Source organism: Paraburkholderia sp. Ac-20342, from assembly GCF_017104985.1.
In the GTDB taxonomy this organism is placed as follows: domain Bacteria; phylum Pseudomonadota; class Gammaproteobacteria; order Burkholderiales; family Burkholderiaceae; genus Paraburkholderia.
Window position 1 is genome coordinate 1 of record NZ_JAAGPQ010000047.1, and the last position, 18075, is coordinate 18075.

Here is an 18075-nt window from a genome sequence, read left to right on the forward strand (position 1 = left end):
TACCCGTGCCGCCGTCCGCCGACGAAGCGCCGCGCGTGTGGCACAAAACCGGGCGTGTCGAGCCATCGGCGCTGCGCGAACCGGCGGTGCCTCTGCATGGCATCCCCGATAACGAACCGCATTTCGGCGCGATCGGCTCAGGCATCGATGGCTCGGGCGTGGCCGATTTCGGCGCAGCCGCCGGCCTCGGCGAGGCAGCCGCGGCAACAGCAGCAGCAGGCGGCTCGGGCATCGGCGCGCCAGGCGGCCCCCGTCCGCCCCGCGGTCCCGCCGCGTCGAGCGGCGAGCCGTTCTCGGTCAACCCCGTCAACAGCGGCGCCGATCCGTTCCCGGTCATGCGCGAGACCCGCCCCGCCGAGAGCAAGCGTATCGGCTGGCTCGTGGCCGGCGCGGTCGTCGTGACGCTACTCGTCATCGCGCTGCTTGCGCAACTCGCGTGGTGGCAGCGCGAAGCCGTGATGGTCAACCTGCCGCGCTCGCAGAGCCTCTACGCGAAGGTGTGTGCGCATCTCGGCTGCCAGGTCAGCCCGCCGCACGACATCGAGGGGCTGCTCGTCGAGCCGTCCGATCTGCGGCAGATCGACGGCCCGCACAAGCTCGAACTGAAGATGCCGTTGCACAACCGCATGAACATCGCGCTCGCCTACCCGGCGATCGAACTCACGCTGCTCGACGAGCAGAACAACGTCGCCGTGCGGCGCGTGCTGTGGCCGCAGGACTACGTGCCGCCCGGCACCGTGATCGCGGACGGCCTGCCCGCGCATGCGACGCAGACGATGATCGTGCATCTCGACACCGGCAATGCGGTGGCGTCCAATTTCCGCGTACAGATTTTTTATCCGTAACGCACCTTCACGCGCCCGCTGAGAAGCGGGCGTTCCATTGTCATTACTGACGCAATTTCGGAGCACAACATGAGTCAAGTCACGCTGGGTGGCAACCCGATCGAAGTAAGCGGCACGTTCCCGTCGGTGGGCCAGCAGGCCGCCGCGTTCTCGCTGGTCGGCCGCGACCTGAAGCCGCTGTCGCTCGCCGATTTCGCCGGCAAGCGCAAGGTGCTCAACATCGTCCCGAGCCTCGACACGCCGACCTGCGCGACGTCGACCCGCAAGTTCAACGAAGCCGCCGCGAAGCTCAGCAACACCGCTGTGATCGTCGTGTCGGGCGATCTGCCGTTCGCGGCGTCGCGCTTCTGCACGACCGAAGGCATCGAAAACGTCGTGACGGCTTCGACGTTCCGCGGCCATGAATTCGCGCAGGCGTACGGCGTCGACGTGACGAGCGGCCCGCTGACCGGCCTGACGGCGCGTGCCGTCGTCGTGATCGACGAGCACGACAAGGTCGTGCACGCGGAGCTGGTCGGCGAAATCAAGAACGAGCCGAACTACGACGCAGCACTCGCCGCGCTGAAGTAAAACCGTTCGCGCACGAGCCCGGCGCCGCGCCTTCCCGCGCGGCGCTGTCGCATCGGCGCCCCTCTTTTTCACCGTTTTTTCACAGGAACGCTCGCCTTGGCTACGCTCATCTGCGGCTCGCTCGCCTACGACAACATCATGACCTTCGAAGGCCGCTTTCGGGAGCACATCCTGCCGGAGCAGGTTCACATCCTCAACGTGAGCTTTCTCGTGCCGACCATGCGCCGCGAGTTCGGCGGCTGCGCGGGCAACATCGCCTATGCGCTGAATCTGCTCGGCGGCGACGCACGCATCATGGGCGCGATCGGCGCGGTCGACGCGCAGCTCTATCTGGACCGGCTCGCGCAGCTCGGCCTGTCGACCGAGAACGTGCTCGTCGTGCCCGACACCTACTCGGCGCAGGCGATGATCACGACCGACCTCGAGAACAATCAGATCACCGCGTTCCACCCCGGCGCGATGATGCAGTCGCATCGCAACCGCGCCGACGAAGCGCAGGGCATCACGCTCGGCATCGTGGCGCCGGACGGCTACGACGGCATGGTCCAGCACTCCGAGCAACTGGCCGCCAAAGGCGTGCCGTTCATCTTCGATCCGGGCCAGGGCTTGCCGCTCTTCGACGGCGAGACGCTGCGGCGCATGATTGAACTTGCCACCTATGTCGCGGTCAACGATTACGAAGCCCGGCTCGTGAGCAACAAGACCGGCTGGTCGATCGAAGAGATCGCCAGCAAGGTCGACGCACTGATCGTCACGCTCGGCGAAAAGGGCGCGCAGATCTATCACGGCGGCGGCATCGAAGAGATTCCGGCGGTCGAGGCAAAGCAAGTGCTCGATCCCACCGGTTGCGGCGATGCATTTCGCGGCGGCTTGCTGTACGGTATCGAGAAGGGTCTGGGCTGGTCCACCACGGGACGTCTCGCCAGTCTGCTGGGCGCATTGAAGATCGAACAGCAGGGCCCGCAAAACTACGCGCCCACCCGGGCGGAAATCAACGAGCGGTTCAAGCAGGCATTCGGATACGAGCTGCCCTGACACCGCGAGCTATGGGAGTTTGGTAATGGGAACAACGAGTCGCCTGGTCGTCGCCACCTTGATCGCCGGTTCGCTGGCCATGTCGGGCTGCGCGGTCAACAGTAGTTCTCCCGACGTTTTCACCGCCTCGCAGGCGCAGCGCGAACAGACGGTTCGCTTCGGCACGGTCGATAGCGTGCGCGCGGTACGCATCAGTTCCAACAACGGTCAGCCGAGCGGCGTCGGCGCACTGGGCGGCGCGGCGCTCGGCGCCCTCGCCGGCAGCGCGTTCGGCGGCGGACGCGGCTCGGTCGCCACCGGCATCGTCGGCGGCATCGGCGGTGCGGTGGCCGGCAATGCGATCGAGAACAACGTCGCGATGCGCGACGGCCTCGAAATCACCGTGCGGCTCGACAACGGCGACATCCGCGCGATCACGCAAACCTCGACTGGCGAAATCTTCCGCGCCGGCGACCGTGTGCGGCTGCTGTCGAGCGGCGGCGTCACGCGCGTCACGCACTGATACCACCCGCCCCTCGCGGCGACCCGCGGCGCCTGACTTGCGCGCCGCCACGACGACCCTCGCACGCATGCACCCTCACGGGTCCGTGCGTGTTTTTTTCGCCCGCGGATTTTGCATACGTGCACTGCACTACGTGCGCCTGTGTGCGCCTGTGTGCGCCTATCTACCGCCGCTACCGTCAGCACACGCCATCACTGAACCCCAGCACGGCGCAAAAAAATCCCGTCACCGGAAACCGGTAACGGGACATTGACCGGGTTCGCTCAACACTCGCGCGCGACCCGGTCATCGGACACATCATGATGCGATGTGTCGAATTGCCTCTGCTGCTTACGGACGGCTGCCCGTCGGGAACGGCCATGCCGCTGCCGGGTTCAGCGCGGTCTTCACCGTCGACGCCGGTGCTGCGCTCGAGACAGCAGGCGCAGCGGGAGCAGGCGCAGCCTTCTTGGCGACGGCCTTCTTCGCAGGAGCAGCCTTCTTCGCGGGCGCAGCGGCCTTCTTCGCGGCAGCCTTCTTGGCAGGTGCAGCTTTCTTCGCGGCAGCCTTTTTCGCAGGCGCGGCTTTCTTGGCAGCGGTCTTCTTCGCCGCAGCCTTCTTGGCCGGTGCTGCCTTCTTCGCAGCAGCCTTCTTAGCCGGCGCCTTCTTCGCGGCAACCTTCTTCACCGCGGCTTTCTTCGCCGGTGCTGCCTTCTTCGCTGCGACCTTCTTCACCGCAACTTTCTTCGCTGCCGCCTTCTTGGCCGGCGCAACCTTCTTCGCCGCAACCTTCTTCACCGCGACTTTCTTTGCTGCCGCCTTCTTGGCCGGCGCTGCCTTCTTCGCCGCAACCTTCTTCACTGCGACCTTCTTGGCAGCGACTTTCTTAGCCGGTGCTGCCTTCTTGGCCGGAGCTGCCTTCTTGGCTGCGGCTTTCTTCGCTGCGGGTTTCTTGGCCGCGGCTTTCTTTGCAGTTGCCATCATTTTCTCCTTCAGGTTTTCAGATGAGGTCAGTTCAAACTACACCCTTCGTCAAAACCCGCTTCCCGCGGACGCTTCTCAGGGCGCGCGCTACGAAGCGGGCTATTCATCGGCGTACGCAGATGCTGCGCGCTTACGCTAATGAATGCGGTAAGGCGCGCCGTGCCCCGAGGCACCGCGCGCCAGATATGGTCGGCATCGCAAGGCGACGCCGGCAATTGCTTGATCGGGCCGCCGGCGCTCACGCCAGCGGCTTTTTCCGGGGGGAAGTTTGCCCATCCCACTGAAGGGTCCGCAAAGTGCCTGTCATGTTTGTGGGCCGTCAAGGCACCGGGCACGCTTTGCATCAGGCCGTTCTGCTCCTAACCCAGGTTGCCGCGACACGAGCCGCGGCATCCCCATCAATGAATACATCAGCTATGCGAACCCGGCTTATTCCCAGGTCAGCGCACCGCCGGTTTGATATTCGATCACTCGCGTCTCGAAGAAATTGCGTTCCTTCTTCAGGTCGATCATCTCGCTCATCCACGGGAACGGGTTTTCCTCGTTCGGGTACAGCGGATCGAGACCGATCTGCTGGCAACGGCGGTTGCAGATGAAGCGCAGATAGCTCTTGAACATCGACGCATTGAGGCCGAGCACCCCGCGCGGCATCGTATCTTCGGCGTAGCGATATTCGAGCTCGACGGCCTGCTGGAAAATCTCGCGGATTTCCGCGCGGAACTCAGCGGTCCAGAGATGCGGGTTTTCGAGTTTGATCTGGTTGATCAGGTCGATGCCGAAATTGCAGTGCATCGACTCGTCGCGCAGGATGTACTGGTACTGCTCCGCCGCGCCGGTCATCTTGTTCTGGCGGCCGAGCGCCAGGATCTGCGTAAAGCCGACGTAGAAAAACAGGCCTTCCATCACACAGGCGAACACGATCAGCGAGCGCAGCAGCGTCTGGTCTGCTTCGAGCGTACCGGTCTTGAAGGCCGGGTCGGTCAGCACATGGATGTACGGAATCAGGAATTCGTCTTTCTCGCGGATCGACGAGACCTCGTGATACGCGTTGAAGATTTCGCCCTCGTCGAGACCGAGCGACTCGACGATGTACTGGTAAGCGTGCGTGTGGATCGCCTCTTCGAACGCCTGGCGCAGCAGGAACTGGCGGCATTCGGGCGCCGTGATGTGGCGGTAGGTGCCCAGCACAATGTTGTTGGCGGCGAGCGAGTCGGCCGTCACGAAGAAGCCCAGGTTGCGCTTGACGATGCGGCGCTCGTCTTCGGTCAGACCGTTCGGGTCTTTCCACAAGGCGATGTCGCGCGACATGTTCACTTCCTGCGGCATCCAGTGGTTGGCACAGCCGGCCAGATACTTTTCCCAGGCCCACTTGTACTTGAACGGCACCAGCTGATTGACGTCGGTCTGGCCGTTGATGATGCGCTTGTCGGCAACATTGACGCGCGCTTCGGAAGTAGCGGCAGCAGCGGCAACGTTAGGAACCGGATTGGCGGCATGAGTAACGGGAGCGACGGCGAGGTCGTTCGCGAAAACTTCTTGAGCCGAGGGAGCATGAGGAGCGGAACGCGTTCCGACTTGCGAACCGACAGCCGATCCCGCAGCGTTGCGCAACACGTTCGGTTGCGTCGCGCTCGAGGGAGTTACGGCAGTGATCTCGTCATCCCAGTTGAGCATAAATGTCACCATCAATTTAGAACGGTTTGTACCATCTTTTCACGAGCGATAAAAGAGTTCGTTCATGAAAATTCCTGTTTTCGATTCGCGTTGCTACGTTCATACAACACTTTGTTCGACATGCTGCGTGCGATGCGTCGAGTGAGGCGTATCGAATGCGTGTTGAACATGCGTTGTCGAGGTACTTCGCGAACTCGAAGAGCAACGTTTCGTCACGACGTTTCGCTGCTCTATCTATCTGTATTGCGCAGTGCGTTCGCGGCATCCGTTGATCGATCGATGCCGCGCGAGCCGCTCATCGCGAGCGTCGGCGGTGAGCTGTGTTGGCCGTCTTGCGTCGGCGCTGGCGAGTGAAGCTCGATGTGGTGTCGAGCGATGCGTGCGGCTGCCGACGTTGCTCGCTTCCCGACTCGCTTCCTTGCTCGCCTCGTCGAGCGAGGCGTTCGCCGGACACCGTGTTGCGCGCACTGTCGTGCGCTTCGTCCGCTGTTGCCGACCGCTCTGCCGACTGTCTTGCTCACTTCGGTGCTGCTTCGCTACTTCGATGAGCGGCGAGACTTCGATCCCGCTCGCCGCTCATCGGCCTGCTGCTACTTCATCTGCGCGCGGTGCGCTGCTCGCCGCATGCGGGTCATCACCTACGACCTCGCTCGCATTGAGCAAGCAGCGCTCCCGCTGCCTGCCGTCCGCTTACTGGCAAGCCTCGCACTCGTCGAAGCCAGGGTCGCCCGGACGCATCATGCACACCGGACCCTCTGCTTCGGGTGCCGAAGCAACTGCTTCGACCGCTGCCGATGCCGCCGACGAAGCCGCAGCCTGGAAGCCACCCGCTGCGCCACCCGCCGCACCGCCGCTCACGCCGAAGCCGCCGGCTGCACCGCCCGCCGCGCCGCCTGCGCCGCCCGAGCCTTCGTGACCCGAGCTCACCGCGTTCAGCGCGCCGTGCGCAACCGTCGACTTCTCGACGTGCGTCGCCGCCATCGTGCGCAGGTAGTAGGTCGTCTTCAGACCGCGCACCCAGGCGAGCTTGTAGATCTCGTCGAGCTTCTTGCCCGATGCGCCCGCCATATAGATGTTCAGCGACTGCGCCTGGTCGATCCACTTCTGACGACGCGACGCCGCCTCGACGAGCCACACCGGATCGACTTCGAACGCGGTCGCGTAGATCGCGCGCAGGTCGGCCGGGATGCGGTCGATGCGCGAGAGCGTGCCGTCGAAGTACTTGAGGTCGGCGACCATCACTTCGTCCCACAGGCCGCGCGCCTTCAGGTCACGCACGAGGTAGTCGTTGACCACGGTGAATTCGCCAGACAGATTCGACTTCACGTAGAGGTTCTGGTACGTCGGCTCGATACATGCCGACACACCGATGATGTTCGAGATCGTCGCGGTCGGCGCGATCGCCACGCAGTTCGAGTTGCGCATGCCGTAGGTCGCGATGCGCGAGCGCAGCGCCGCCCAGTCCATCGACTCGCTCGCATCGACTTCGACGTAGCCGCCGCGCGCCTGCTCGAGCAGCTTCACCGAGTCTTGCGGAAGGATGCCGCGATCCCACAGCGAACCGCGGTAGCTCGAATAGCGGCCGCGCTCTTCGGCGAGCTCGGTCGACGCGTAGTACGCGTAGTAGCAGACCGCTTCCATCGAGCGATCGGCGAACTCGACCGCTTCCTGCGACGCGTACGGCGTGCGCAGCACGTGCAGGCAGTCCTGGAAGCCCATGATGCCCATGCCGACCGGACGATGCTTGAGGTTCGAGTTACGCGCCTTGGCGACCGCGTAGTAGTTGATGTCGATCACGTTGTCGAGCATGCGCATCGCGACGCTGACCGTGCGCTTCAGCTTGTCGTGGTCGAGCGCGAGCGTGCCGTCGGCCTGCTCCTTCAGGTGCGCGACGAGATTCACCGAGCCGAGGTTGCAGACGGCGATTTCGGCATCGCTCGTGTTCAGCGTGATTTCCGTGCACAGGTTCGACGAGTGAACGACGCCGACGTGCTGCTGCGGCGAGCGCACGTTGCACGGGTCCTTGAACGTGATCCACGGATGGCCGGTTTCGAACAGCATGCCGAGCATCTTGCGCCACAGCTGCGCCGCCGGAATCTTCTTGAACAGCTTGATCTCGCCGCGCGCGACCTTGTCTTCGTAAGCCGTGTAAGCCGCTTCGAACTCGGCGCCGAACTTGTCGTGCAGGTCCGGGCAGGTGGACGGCGAGAACAGCGTCCAGTCGCCGCCTTCCATCACGCGCTTCATGAACAGGTCGGGAATCCAGTTCGCGGTGTTCATGTCGTGCGTGCGGCGACGGTCGTCGCCGGTGTTCTTGCGCAGCTCGAGGAATTCCTCGATGTCGAGGTGCCACGATTCGAGGTACGCGCACACCGCGCCCTTGCGCTTGCCGCCCTGATTCACGGCGACCGCCGTGTCGTTGACGACCTTCAGGAACGGCACGACACCTTGCGACTTGCCGTTGGTGCCCTTGATGTGCGAGCCGAGCGCACGCACGCGCGTCCAGTCGTTGCCGAGGCCGCCCGCGAACTTCGAGAGCAGCGCGTTTTCCTTGAGCGCTTCGTAGATGCCGTCGAGGTCGTCGTCGACCGTGGTCAGGTAGCACGACGACAGTTGCGAGCGGCGCGTGCCCGAGTTGAACAGCGTCGGCGTCGAGCTCATGAAGTCGAAGCTCGACAGCACGTTGTAGAACTCGATCGCGCGCGCTTCGCGGTCGATCTCGTTGAGCGCGAGGCCCATCGACACACGCATAAAGAATGCCTGCGGCATCTCGATGCGCACGTTGTCGTGATGCAGGAAGTAGCGGTCATACAGCGTCTGCAGACCGAGGTAGCCGAACTGCAGGTCGCGATTCGCGTCGAGCGCGGCGCCGAGACGCTTCAGGTCGAACTGCAGCAGCTTGTCGTCGAGCAGTTCCGCCTGCACGCCGCGCTTGATGAACTGCGGGAAGTACTCGGCGTAGCGCTCGCCCATTTCGGCTTGCGTCACTTCTTCTTCGAGAATCTCGCGGCGGATCGTGTGCAGCAGGATGCGCGCGGTGACCTGGCTGTAGGCCGGGTCCTTTTCGATCATCGTGCGCGCGGCGAGGATGGCCGAGTCGTACACCTGGCTCATCGGCACGCCGTCGTACAGGTTCTTCACCGTTTCCGCGACGATCGGCTCGGCGCTCACCGCCTCGCCGAGATTCGCGCACGCCGACTCGATGATGCCGCGCAGCGCCGCCATGTCGAGCGGACGCGTGACGCCGTTGTCGGTCACGTTCAGGCCCGGCGTGCTGCCCGCGCCGGCCTGCTCGTCGTGCACGCGCGCCTGGTTGCGCTTCTCGCGGTACAGCACGTAGGCACGCGCGACGTTGTGTTCGCCGCCGCGCATCAGCGCGAGTTCGACCTGATCCTGAATGTCTTCGATATGGAACGTGCCGCCGTTCGGGCGGCTGCGCACGAGCGCGCGCACCACGCTCTGCGTCAGTTGCTCGACCAGTTCGCGCACCCGCGCCGACGCCGCGCCCTGACCGCCGTTGACGGCGAGGAACGCCTTCGTCACGGCGATCGCGATTTTCGACGGCTCGAACGCCACCACGCTGCCGTTGCGGCGGATCACCTTGTAGTCGGCGTAGCTGGTGTGCGGCGCGAGCGCCTGCGCGCTCTGTGCCTGGCCGAAGGCCTGGCCAGCCGGTGAGCCCTCGTAGCGGGTCGTCGCGTTGTCGGTGGTTTGCATGTGCAAAGCTCCTGGTCCTGGAAATTGCGGCGAGTGCCGCGGATTAAATCGAACGCCGCGCCGCCGCGAGCGCGTGCGATGAGATACAGGAAGGCCGGCTACGCCGGTTGGCGGGATGCGACTGCGATGAGGCCTGGTTCGATTTGATGTCGGTCGTCATCGAGCATGTCGCGATCACTGGCTGGTCCTTTCCTGAATGCGTCTGGATGCGGCCGGAGATCCCCTTACCCGCCGCGCCCCAGGAATTTTTCGCTGCCTGGAATGCTTGCGGCGCCATGCTCGAAGAGCGGGGCGCCGCAGACTTATACACCCGGTTATTCACATGGTTATGCACAGCCAACACAAGATATAGTGCGAAACCGGGTTTGTGGCACCAAGTATAGTGGAGATTCGAGACAGGTCAAACCGTTTTATTTGCTTTCGAAGTCTTGACTTTTCTGCTCGCGCGCGCAAAAGGCATCGCGTGCGGAACGAGGCGGCGCCTTGTTCCGCGCGCTTTACACGAGATTGCGCGAAGGATCGCGGAAGGCCGTTTACCGGCCCGCGGAAAACTTGAGATAGGGGAAATACCGAGCGTCGAGCGAGGTGTCGCGCTGCAGTCGCGGCCACTCGAAATGCGGACCGGGATCGGTCTTGCGGCCGGGCGCGATGTCGGAGTGACCGGCGAGCGCGTCGATCGGATAGCGTGCCTTCAAAGCGCTCACGAGCGCGGCGAGCGTGCGGTATTGCGCCGCTTCGAAGGCGGTGGTGTCGCTGCCTTCGAGCTCGATGCCGATCGAGAAATCATTGCAGCGCTCGCGGTCGAAAAAATTCGACGGCCCCGCGTGCCACGCGCGCTCGTTGCACGACACGAACTGTTCGAGCGCGCCGTCGCGATGAATCACGAAATGCGCGGACACGCGCACGCCGCGCAGATGCGTGTCGTAGTACGGATGCGCATCGCAGTCGAGCGTGTTCTGGAACAGCTCGGCGATCGCGGTGCCGCCGAACTCGTTCGGCGGCAGGCTGATGTTGTGGACGACGATCAGCGTCGGCACGGCACCTTGCGGCCGCGCTTCGAAATTCGGCGAGGGCAGCTTGCGCGCGGCGGAAACCCAACCGTCGGCATCGACGGCGAACGCGACGCTCATCGGGCGTCGCGGCCGCTCGGACGCGCGCCGTGACGCTGCGCGTGCGCGGCGCAGCAGAAGGTCTGCCCCGCCACGCTCACCGAGTCGCTCTGCGGCGCATGCACGCCGCACTCGACGCAGCGGATCATCGGCTCGGCAAGCTGCGGCTGCCCGTTGGACGAACCTGCGCCGTTATTCGCGGCGTTGGCACCGCTGTTCGCACCATTCGCGCCGGCGCCCGTGCGTTGCGCGGTTTGCGCGTCGTGACGGCGCAGCGCCTTCACGAGCCATTGACCGACGATGAACAGCAGGATCAGCAAAAAGATTTGTCGCATGGTGACACGCTCACACTACAAGCCGGTGCAACAGCACCTCGAAAACAAAACGGCTGCCGACGTACGCGAGCAACAGCGCGACGAACGAGGCCAGCACCCAGCGCAATGCCGCACGGCCGCGCCAGCCGGATACCTTGCGCGCGGTCAGCAGCGCGCCGAACATCACCCACGAGAGAATCGCGAACACGGTCTTGTGATCGAGCCGCAACGCGCGGTCGATCAGTTGCTCGCTGAACAGGATGCCCGAGACGAGCGTCAGCGTGAGCAGCACGAAGCCGGCGCCGATCAGACGGAACAGCAGCTTTTCGAGCGTAAGCAGCGGCGGCAGCGTGTCGAGCCAGCTCGACCACCAGCCGTTGCCGGCCGCCGCGTGCCGTTGCGCGAGACCGCCGCGCATCGCATGCAGACGCCGCTCGACCGCGAGCATCAGGATCGCGTGCAGTGCCGCGATCGCGAACAGACCGTAGGCGATGTTCGCGATCAGGAAGTGCAGCTTGAACATCGGCGCGGCCGCATACGGCAGCACGCGCACCCCGCCGAACGCGAGCGGCAGCAGCGACGCGACGCAGGCGAGCGGCAACACGAGCAGCCGCAAACCGTCGAGCGGGAAGAAGAAACTCTCGATCCAGTAGATGCCGGCGCCGAGCCAGAACATCGCCGACAACGCGAACGCGAAGCCGAACACCATCGCGTTCTGCGGGAAGATCGTGGTATGCAGCAGCACGCCGTGAGCGAGCAGCGCGACGCACAGGAGCGCGCGCCCGGGCACGCTCATACCGGTGGCGACCGAAGCGCCCGTGCCGCCGGCATTGACAGGCAACGGCGGGGACAACGGCGGCACGCTCTCGAGCAGCGGGCGCGCGGCCGCGTGCCGGTGCGAGCGCCAGCCGGCCACGGCGAGGCCGCCGTAGAGAAGCGCGGTGAGGGCATACAGTACAATATCCATATTCGAAGTTTACACTAGGGCCCTGCTCCGCGACGTCTTGCGCTTCGCGCGCTGCGCGGGCTCCACCGTTCATCGCTCCCCATGCTCGACAATCTGACTCAACGGATGGCGCGCGTCGTCAAGACGCTGCGCGGCGAAGCCCGGCTCACCGAGGCGAACACCCAGGAAATGCTGCGCGAAGTGCGTCTCGCACTGCTCGAGGCCGACGTGGCGCTGCCCGTCGTGCGCGAGTTCATCGCCAAGGTCAAGGAGAAGGCGCTCGGCGAGGAAGTGATCGCCAGCCTGTCGCCGGGCCAGGCGCTCGTCGGCGTCGTGCAGCGCGAGCTGACCGCGGTGATCGGCGGCGACTACGAAGGCAAGGCCGCCGAGCTCAACCTCGCCGTCACGCCGCCCGCGATCATCCTGATGGCGGGTCTGCAGGGTGCCGGTAAGACGACCACGGTCGGCAAGCTCGCCAAGCTCTTGCGCGAGAAGTACAAGAAGAAGGTGCTGACGGTTTCGTGCGACGTCTATCGGCCCGCCGCTATCGCCCAGCTGAAAACGGTGACCGAGCAGGTCGGCGCGGACTTCTTCCCGTCCGAGCCCGACCAGAAGCCGGTCGATATCGCGCGCGCCGCGGTGGACTGGGCCAGGCGCCATTACCACGACGTGCTGCTCGTCGACACGGCCGGCCGTCTCGGTATCGACGAAGCGATGATGAACGAAATCGCCGCGCTGCACGCCGAACTGAAGCCCGCCGAAACGCTGTTCGTCGTCGACGCGATGCTCGGCCAGGACGCGGTCAATACCGCGAAGGCGTTCAGCGACGCGCTGCCGCTCACCGGCGTCGTGCTCACCAAGCTTGACGGCGATTCGCGCGGGGGCGCGGCGCTGTCGGTGCGTCACGTGACGGGCAAGCCGGTCAAGTTCGTCGGCGTGGCCGAAAAGCTCGACGGCCTCGAAGTGTTCCACCCGGACCGCATGGCAAGCCGGATTCTCGGCATGGGCGACATCCTCGCGCTCGTCGAGGAAGCGCAGCGCGGCGTCGACGTGCAGGCCGCGCAGAAGCTCGCCGACAAGGTCAAGAAAGGCGGCGACTTCGACCTCAACGACTTCCGCGCGCAGCTCACGCAAATGAAAGGCATGGGCGGCCTGTCGTCACTGATGGACAAGCTGCCCGCGCAGTTCCAGCAGGCCGCGGCCGGCGCCGACATGAGCCAGGCCGAGAAGCAGATGCGCCGCATGGAAGGCATCATCAACTCGATGACGCCGGCCGAGCGCGCCAAGCCCGAGCTGATCAAGGCGACCCGCAAGCGCCGCATCGCTGCGGGTGCGGGCGTGCAGGTGCAGGAAGTCAACCGCATGCTGAACCAGTACGAGCAGATGCGCACGATGATGAAGAAGCTCAAGGGCGGCAATCTGCAGAAGATGATGCGCGGCATGAAAGGCATGCTACCCGGCATGCGCTAAGCTTGATGGGGACGGTCGCGCACGCCACGCGCGCAAACGCCGTGGCATCGTGCGGCTGACGCCGGGTTCGCGCGGGTTTATATTCTCTAGCGCACGGCGCCGTCCCCGACCGGAACGTCCCACGGGATGTTCCCACTCACTCTATGTATACAGTTACCGCCCGTTAGACGTCATGAACCGCGAAGAAGCCCTCCATATTTTTCAACACTCCGAAGAGATCGTTTCGGCCTCGGACGTCAACGCATCGATCGCCGGCATGGCAACAGCCATCCGCAACGAGATGAGCGAGGACTTCCCGCTCGTGCTGTCGGTGATGGGCGGTGCCGCGGTGTTCACCGGCATGCTGCTGCCGCACCTCGATTTCCCGCTCGAGTTCGACTACATCCACCTCACGCGCTACCGCAATACGACGAAAGGCAGCGACGAGATGCAATGGCGCGTCGCTCCGGCCGAGTCGGTCAAGGATCGCGTCGTGCTCGTGCTCGACGACATCCTCGACGAAGGCGAGACGATGGCCGCGATCCGCGACCGCATCCTCGCGATGGGCGCGAAGCGCTTCCTGTCGGCGGTGCTGTGCGAGAAGATCATTCCGAAGGCGAAGCCGCTGCGCCCCGACTACTGCGGCTTCGAGGTGCCGGACCGCTACGTGTTCGGCTGCGGGATGGATGCGAAGGGGTACTGGCGCAACCTGCCGACCATCCGGGCGTTGACCGAGGGGGCGTAAGTCGCGCACTGGCGCCTCGGCGCTCCGGCGTAAAAAAAGCAGCCTGTGTTGGCTGCTTTTTTTATGGCTGCATCGGCGACAGGTGGCCTACCGACTCCCGTGTCATAGCTGGTGCACGAAAGAGCGAATCCCGCCGAGCATCATCTCGACCGAGATCGCCACGAGCACGAGCCCCATCAGTCGCTCGAACGCCGCCATCACGCGTTCGCCGAGCCAGGCCTGGATGCGCTCGGCGAGCATCAGCACGATCGCGCAGACGATCATCGTAACGGTCAGCGCGCCGATCCACTCGAACGTCTTGCCCGGCGCCTGCGAGGTCAGCAGCATCACCGTCGCCAGTGCCGACGGGCCGGCCAGCGCCGGAATCGCGAGCGGCACGATGAGCGGTTCGCCGCCGCGCGCGTCCCCGCCGAACGGGCCGTCCGGATGCGGAAACACCATGCGCAGCGCGATCAGGAACAGCACGATCCCGCCGCCGATCCGCAACGACAGGTCGCTGAGGCTCATCATGCGCAGAAAGCCCTGCCCGAGCACCATGAACACCAGCAGGATCGCAAACGCGATCGCGACCTCGCGCAGGATCACGACCGTGCGGCGCTCGGGCGCCACGCCCTGCAGACAGCTGACGAAGATCGGGATGTTGCCGAGCGGATCGGTAATCAGGATCAGCAGCACGGTCGCCGACAGAAAGGTGTACTCCACCGCTCGCTCCGCCTGGTACGCCCGCTCAGCTCACTCGCTTAATGCGCGAGTGCCGCGCGCACTTTGTCGATCACGGTCTGCGCCGCGCTCTCGACCGGCAGCAGCGTCGCTTCGGCATCGCGGCGGCCCTGGTATTCGAGCTTGCCGTCCTTCAGGCCACGGTCGCCGATCACGAGACGATGCGGCACGCCGATCAGCTCCCAGTCGGCGAACATGACGCCCGGACGCTCGCCGCGATCGTCGAGGATCACGTCGATGCCGGCCGCGACGAGTTCCGCGTACAGCTTGTCGGCCTGCTCGCGCACCGCGTCGCTGCGGTCATAGCCCATCGGGCACAGCACGACCTCGAACGGCGCGATCGACTCCGGCCAGATGATGCCCTTGTCGTCGAAATTCTGTTCGATCGCCGCGCCGAGAATACGCGTGATGCCGATGCCGTAGCAGCCCATTTCCATCGGCCGCGGCTTGCCGGTTTCGTCGAGGCAGGTCGCGTCCATCGCTTCCGAATACTTGGTGCCGAGCTGGAACACGTGGCCCACTTCGATGCCGCGGCAGATGTCGAGCACGCCCTTGCCGTCCGGCGACGGATCGCCCTTCTTCACGTTGCGAATATCGGCGACGACCGGCTCCGGCAGATCGCGGCCCCAGTTCACGCCGGTGGTGTGATAGTCGACCTCGTTCGAGCCGACCACGAAGTCGCTCATGTTCGCGACGGTGCAGTCCGCGATCACCTTGACCGGCTTCTTCGTGTTGATCGGACCGAGATAACCCGGCGGCGTGCCGAACGTTTCGATGATCTCGGCTTCGGTCGCCATGCGGAAGTCGGCGAGACCGGGCAGCTTGGCGGCCTTGATCTCGTTCAGGTCGTGGTCGCCGCGCAGCATCAGCAGCCAGATGGTCGGCTCAGCGCCTTCGTTTTCGGTGGCGAGAATGATCGACTTGATCGTGCGCTCGAGCGGGATGTTCAGCAGTTCGGCGACGGCCTCGCACTTCGCCTTGCCCGGCGTGGCGGTCTTCTTCATGTCCTCGGCGGGCGCCGCGCGCTGCGCGATGAGTGGCAGCGCTTCGGCCGCTTCGACGTTCGCGGCGAAGTCGGAAGTCGGGCAATAAGCGATGGCGTCCTCGCCGGTGTCGGCGATCACGTGGAATTCGTGCGAGCCGCTGCCGCCGATCGAGCCGTTGTCCGCCGCGACCGCGCGGAACTCGAGCCCGAGGCGCGTAAAGATGCGCACGTACGCGTCGTACATCTTGCGATACGACTCGCGCAAACCTTCGATGTCCTTGTCGAACGAGTACGCGTCTTTCATGATGAACTCACGGCCGCGCATCACGCCGAAACGCGGACGGATTTCATCGCGGAACTTCGTCTGGACCTGATAGAAGTTGACCGGCAACTGACGGTAGCTCCTGATCTGGTTGCGCGCGATGTCGGTCACGACTTCCTCGTGCGTCGGCCCCATCACGAAGTCGGCCTGCTTACGGTCCTTGAAGCGCAGCAGCTCGGGGCCGTACTTCTCCCAGCGGCCCGATTCCTGCCACAGCTCGGCCGGCTGCACCGCCGGCATCAGGAGTTCGATGGCGCCCGCCCGGTTCATTTCCTCGCGCACGATGGCTTCCACCTTGCGGATCGAACGCAGCCCGACCGGCAGGTAATTGTAGATACCGCCGGCGACGCGGCGGATCATGCCGGCGCGCACCATGAGCTTGTGGCTGACGATCTCGGCGTCGGCAGGAGCTTCCTTGAGCGTGCCGATAAAGAAACGGGAGGCTTTCATTCAGATTGTCCAAAAGCGGCGGCTCCGGAGGGACCGCCCGAAAAGGTGAAAACGTTGGGGAAATCGATACAGATCCGCCGCCGGGAGCACCGTTCGCCCGACCGGCGGCACCCAGCCCCGCACGGCGCCGCAACCGCCGCGCGCAGCCTTCGCACAAGGGACATGGCACGGGAAACCGACAGGCTACCGCAAACACGGGCCCATTGCGGCGAATCGTTCCATTCTTATGCGATTCGGTGCGTAGGGTCCGTTATCTGTTTATAATCAAAGCAATTTTAAAGGATTCGAAGGTGGTTGTATGCTGGATCGTGAAGGCTTTCGCCCGAACGTCGGCATCATCCTCTTGAACGCGCACAACGAGGTGTTTTGGGGCAAACGGCTCCGTGAACATTCCTGGCAGTTTCCGCAAGGGGGCATCAAATATGGTGAGACCCCCGTGCAAGCGATGTATCGGGAGTTACACGAAGAAACCGGACTGCTTCCTGAGCACGTCAAGGTGATCGGTCGCACGCGCGACTGGTTGCGTTATGAGGTGCCTGACAAGTTCATCAAGCGTGAAGTACGCGGTCATTACCGCGGCCAGAAGCAAATCTGGTTCTTGCTCCGGATGGTGGGACGCGACTGCGATATCTGCTTGCGCGCCACCGACCACCCGGAGTTCGATGCCTGGCGTTGGAACGAGTACTGGGTGCCGCTCGACTGTGTGATCGAGTTCAAGCGGGATGTGTATCAGTTGGCGCTGACGGAGCTATCCCGTTTCATGCGCCGGCCTGTGCCGCGTGCGGAAAAACCTGGCGGGCACCATGGGTCGCGCTATCCCCGGGTGACCTCGTCGATGCAGAGTCCTCCGGATTCCACGGTCAGTACGGTGACTTCGGTCACTGTCGTGAGTTCGGTGAGCATCGCGACCACGACTCACGTTGTGGTCATGCAGGATTGCGGAGATGACGCCGAAGCCGTACAAGCGAACAGCGAAGCGCGGCACGACGAGGAATCCGCCGACGAAAGCGCCGGCCCGCTGGTCCGGCCGGGCATGCGCGGTTAACAATTCCGGGCGGCTGTCCATGCCGCCTCTCTCTGGCGCGGCTTTCGGGCCGCGTCCGTCTTTCGAGGGAATCAGATTGAAAGCATTTGCTCTCGCCGCGGCGTGCGTCGCCACAGGCGCCCTGCTGGCAGGCTGTTCGAGCGCCGGCAAACCGACCAATAAAGACGACAGCGCGTTCGTCTATCTGCTGGACCGCAAGGGCAACTGGGTTGAAAACAAGGTAGACACGCTGCCACCTCTGCCGACGGAGGCGAATCTGCTGCCGTTCGAGGTGTCCGGCAATACGCCGCTGCAATTCGCAATCGACGCGAAATCGGTCAGCGTCGGCGACGACGGCGTCGTGCGTTACACGGTGGTCGTCACGAGCCCGAGCGGCGCGCGCAACGTGAACTACGAAGGTATCCGCTGCGACACGTACGAGTGGCGCCAGTATGCGGGCCTGAATGCCGATCACGACGGCTGGGACAAGGATGTCGCCAACCAGTTTTCGCGCATCGAGAATGGCGCGCTGAACGCGTACCAGGCGGCGCTGTACCAGGACTACATGTGCGCGAACAAGATTCCGACTGGCAGCGCGCAGCACATCGTCGAGAACATCCGCTACAAGCGCACGCAAACGTCGCAGATTCACTGAGTTGCGTTCGCGGGCGCGCTCCGGGTCTTCCCGGTGCGTTGCGCCGAAGA

The 18075-nt window shown here is 64.3% G+C and carries 17 protein-coding genes; 8 read left to right on the forward strand and 9 right to left on the reverse strand.

All coding sequences use genetic code 11. The features are described from left to right. The 4 genes from G3N58_RS19905 to G3N58_RS19920 form a co-directional block, all read left to right on the forward strand. Positions 1 to 845: DUF3426 domain-containing protein (locus G3N58_RS19905; RefSeq protein WP_206000005.1), on the forward strand; the 845-nt coding region annotated here is incomplete at its 5' end. Positions 846 to 914: 69 nt separating this feature from the next. After that, positions 915 to 1415, forward strand: a complete 501-nt coding sequence (tpx, locus tag G3N58_RS19910; RefSeq protein WP_167048770.1) for a thiol peroxidase — start codon at positions 915 to 917, stop codon at positions 1413 to 1415. 96 nt (positions 1416 to 1511) lie between these two features. Next, positions 1512 to 2450 carry a carbohydrate kinase family protein gene (locus G3N58_RS19915; RefSeq protein ID WP_206000006.1) on the forward strand — a complete coding sequence of 313 codons (939 nt, stop codon included), beginning with the start codon at positions 1512 to 1514 and terminating at the stop codon, positions 2448 to 2450. Positions 2451 to 2475: 25 nt separating this feature from the next. Next, positions 2476 to 2952 (forward strand): glycine zipper 2TM domain-containing protein, encoded by a 477-nt coding sequence (locus tag G3N58_RS19920; RefSeq protein ID WP_167048766.1) that lies wholly within the window; start codon positions 2476 to 2478, stop codon positions 2950 to 2952. A gap of 330 nt (positions 2953 to 3282) precedes the next feature. Here the strand turns inward: G3N58_RS19920 and G3N58_RS19925 are convergent, their stop codons facing one another. The 7 genes from G3N58_RS19925 to ccsA form a co-directional block, all read right to left on the reverse strand. After that, positions 3283 to 3912 (reverse strand): histone H1-like DNA-binding protein, encoded by a 630-nt coding sequence (locus G3N58_RS19925; RefSeq protein ID WP_206000007.1) that lies wholly within the window; start codon positions 3910 to 3912, stop codon positions 3283 to 3285. Between the two features lie 29 nt (positions 3913 to 3941). Then, positions 3942 to 4259 (reverse strand): hypothetical protein, encoded by a 318-nt coding sequence (locus G3N58_RS19930; RefSeq protein ID WP_167048764.1) that lies wholly within the window; start codon positions 4257 to 4259, stop codon positions 3942 to 3944. Between the two features lie 85 nt (positions 4260 to 4344). Beyond that, positions 4345 to 5589 (reverse strand): ribonucleotide-diphosphate reductase subunit beta, encoded by a 1245-nt coding sequence (locus tag G3N58_RS19935; RefSeq protein WP_206000008.1) that lies wholly within the window; start codon positions 5587 to 5589, stop codon positions 4345 to 4347. Positions 5590 to 6279: 690 nt separating this feature from the next. Continuing rightward, complete coding sequence (locus G3N58_RS19940; RefSeq protein ID WP_167284621.1) at positions 6280 to 9306, reverse strand: ribonucleoside-diphosphate reductase subunit alpha; 3027 nt, start codon at positions 9304 to 9306, stop codon at positions 6280 to 6282. A gap of 533 nt (positions 9307 to 9839) precedes the next feature. Beyond that, positions 9840 to 10436 (reverse strand): 1,6-anhydro-N-acetylmuramyl-L-alanine amidase AmpD, encoded by a 597-nt coding sequence (gene ampD, locus G3N58_RS19945; protein WP_167048758.1) that lies wholly within the window; start codon positions 10434 to 10436, stop codon positions 9840 to 9842. After that, complete coding sequence (locus tag G3N58_RS19950) at positions 10433 to 10750, reverse strand: PP0621 family protein (RefSeq protein WP_167048756.1); 318 nt, start codon at positions 10748 to 10750, stop codon at positions 10433 to 10435. The genes ampD and G3N58_RS19950 overlap by 4 nt, the downstream gene beginning before the upstream one ends. A 10-nt stretch (positions 10751 to 10760) precedes the next feature. Next, positions 10761 to 11696, reverse strand: coding sequence for a cytochrome c biogenesis protein CcsA (ccsA, locus tag G3N58_RS19955; RefSeq protein ID WP_206000009.1), 936 nt, complete (start codon positions 11694 to 11696; stop codon positions 10761 to 10763). 81 nt (positions 11697 to 11777) lie between these two features. On the opposite strand from ccsA, the gene ffh reads away from it, so the two are divergent. Then, a complete protein-coding gene (gene ffh / locus G3N58_RS19960; protein ID WP_167048743.1) occupies positions 11778 to 13145 on the forward strand; it encodes a signal recognition particle protein in 1368 nt (455 codons plus the stop codon). Positions 13146 to 13317: 172 nt separating this feature from the next. After that, a complete protein-coding gene (locus G3N58_RS19965) occupies positions 13318 to 13869 on the forward strand; it encodes a hypoxanthine-guanine phosphoribosyltransferase (RefSeq protein ID WP_167048741.1) in 552 nt (183 codons plus the stop codon). A 102-nt stretch (positions 13870 to 13971) separates the two neighbouring features. On the opposite strand, the gene G3N58_RS19970 is transcribed toward G3N58_RS19965, so the two are convergent. Both G3N58_RS19970 and G3N58_RS19975 read right to left on the reverse strand, forming a co-directional pair. Then, on the reverse strand, positions 13972 to 14571 hold the full coding sequence (locus tag G3N58_RS19970; RefSeq protein WP_167048739.1) for a MarC family protein: 600 nt from the start codon (positions 14569 to 14571) through the stop codon (positions 13972 to 13974). A 38-nt stretch (positions 14572 to 14609) separates the two neighbouring features. After that, on the reverse strand, positions 14610 to 16346 hold the full coding sequence (locus G3N58_RS19975; RefSeq protein WP_206000010.1) for a proline--tRNA ligase: 1737 nt from the start codon (positions 16344 to 16346) through the stop codon (positions 14610 to 14612). A gap of 298 nt (positions 16347 to 16644) precedes the next feature. On the opposite strand from G3N58_RS19975, the gene G3N58_RS19980 reads away from it, so the two are divergent. Both G3N58_RS19980 and G3N58_RS19985 read left to right on the forward strand, forming a co-directional pair. After that, complete coding sequence (locus tag G3N58_RS19980) at positions 16645 to 17391, forward strand: RNA pyrophosphohydrolase (RefSeq protein ID WP_167048735.1); 747 nt, start codon at positions 16645 to 16647, stop codon at positions 17389 to 17391. Between the two features lie 76 nt (positions 17392 to 17467). Further along, positions 17468 to 18025, forward strand: a complete 558-nt coding sequence (locus G3N58_RS19985; RefSeq protein WP_167048733.1) for a CNP1-like family protein — start codon at positions 17468 to 17470, stop codon at positions 18023 to 18025. The last annotated feature ends 50 nt before the right edge of the window (positions 18026 to 18075 follow it).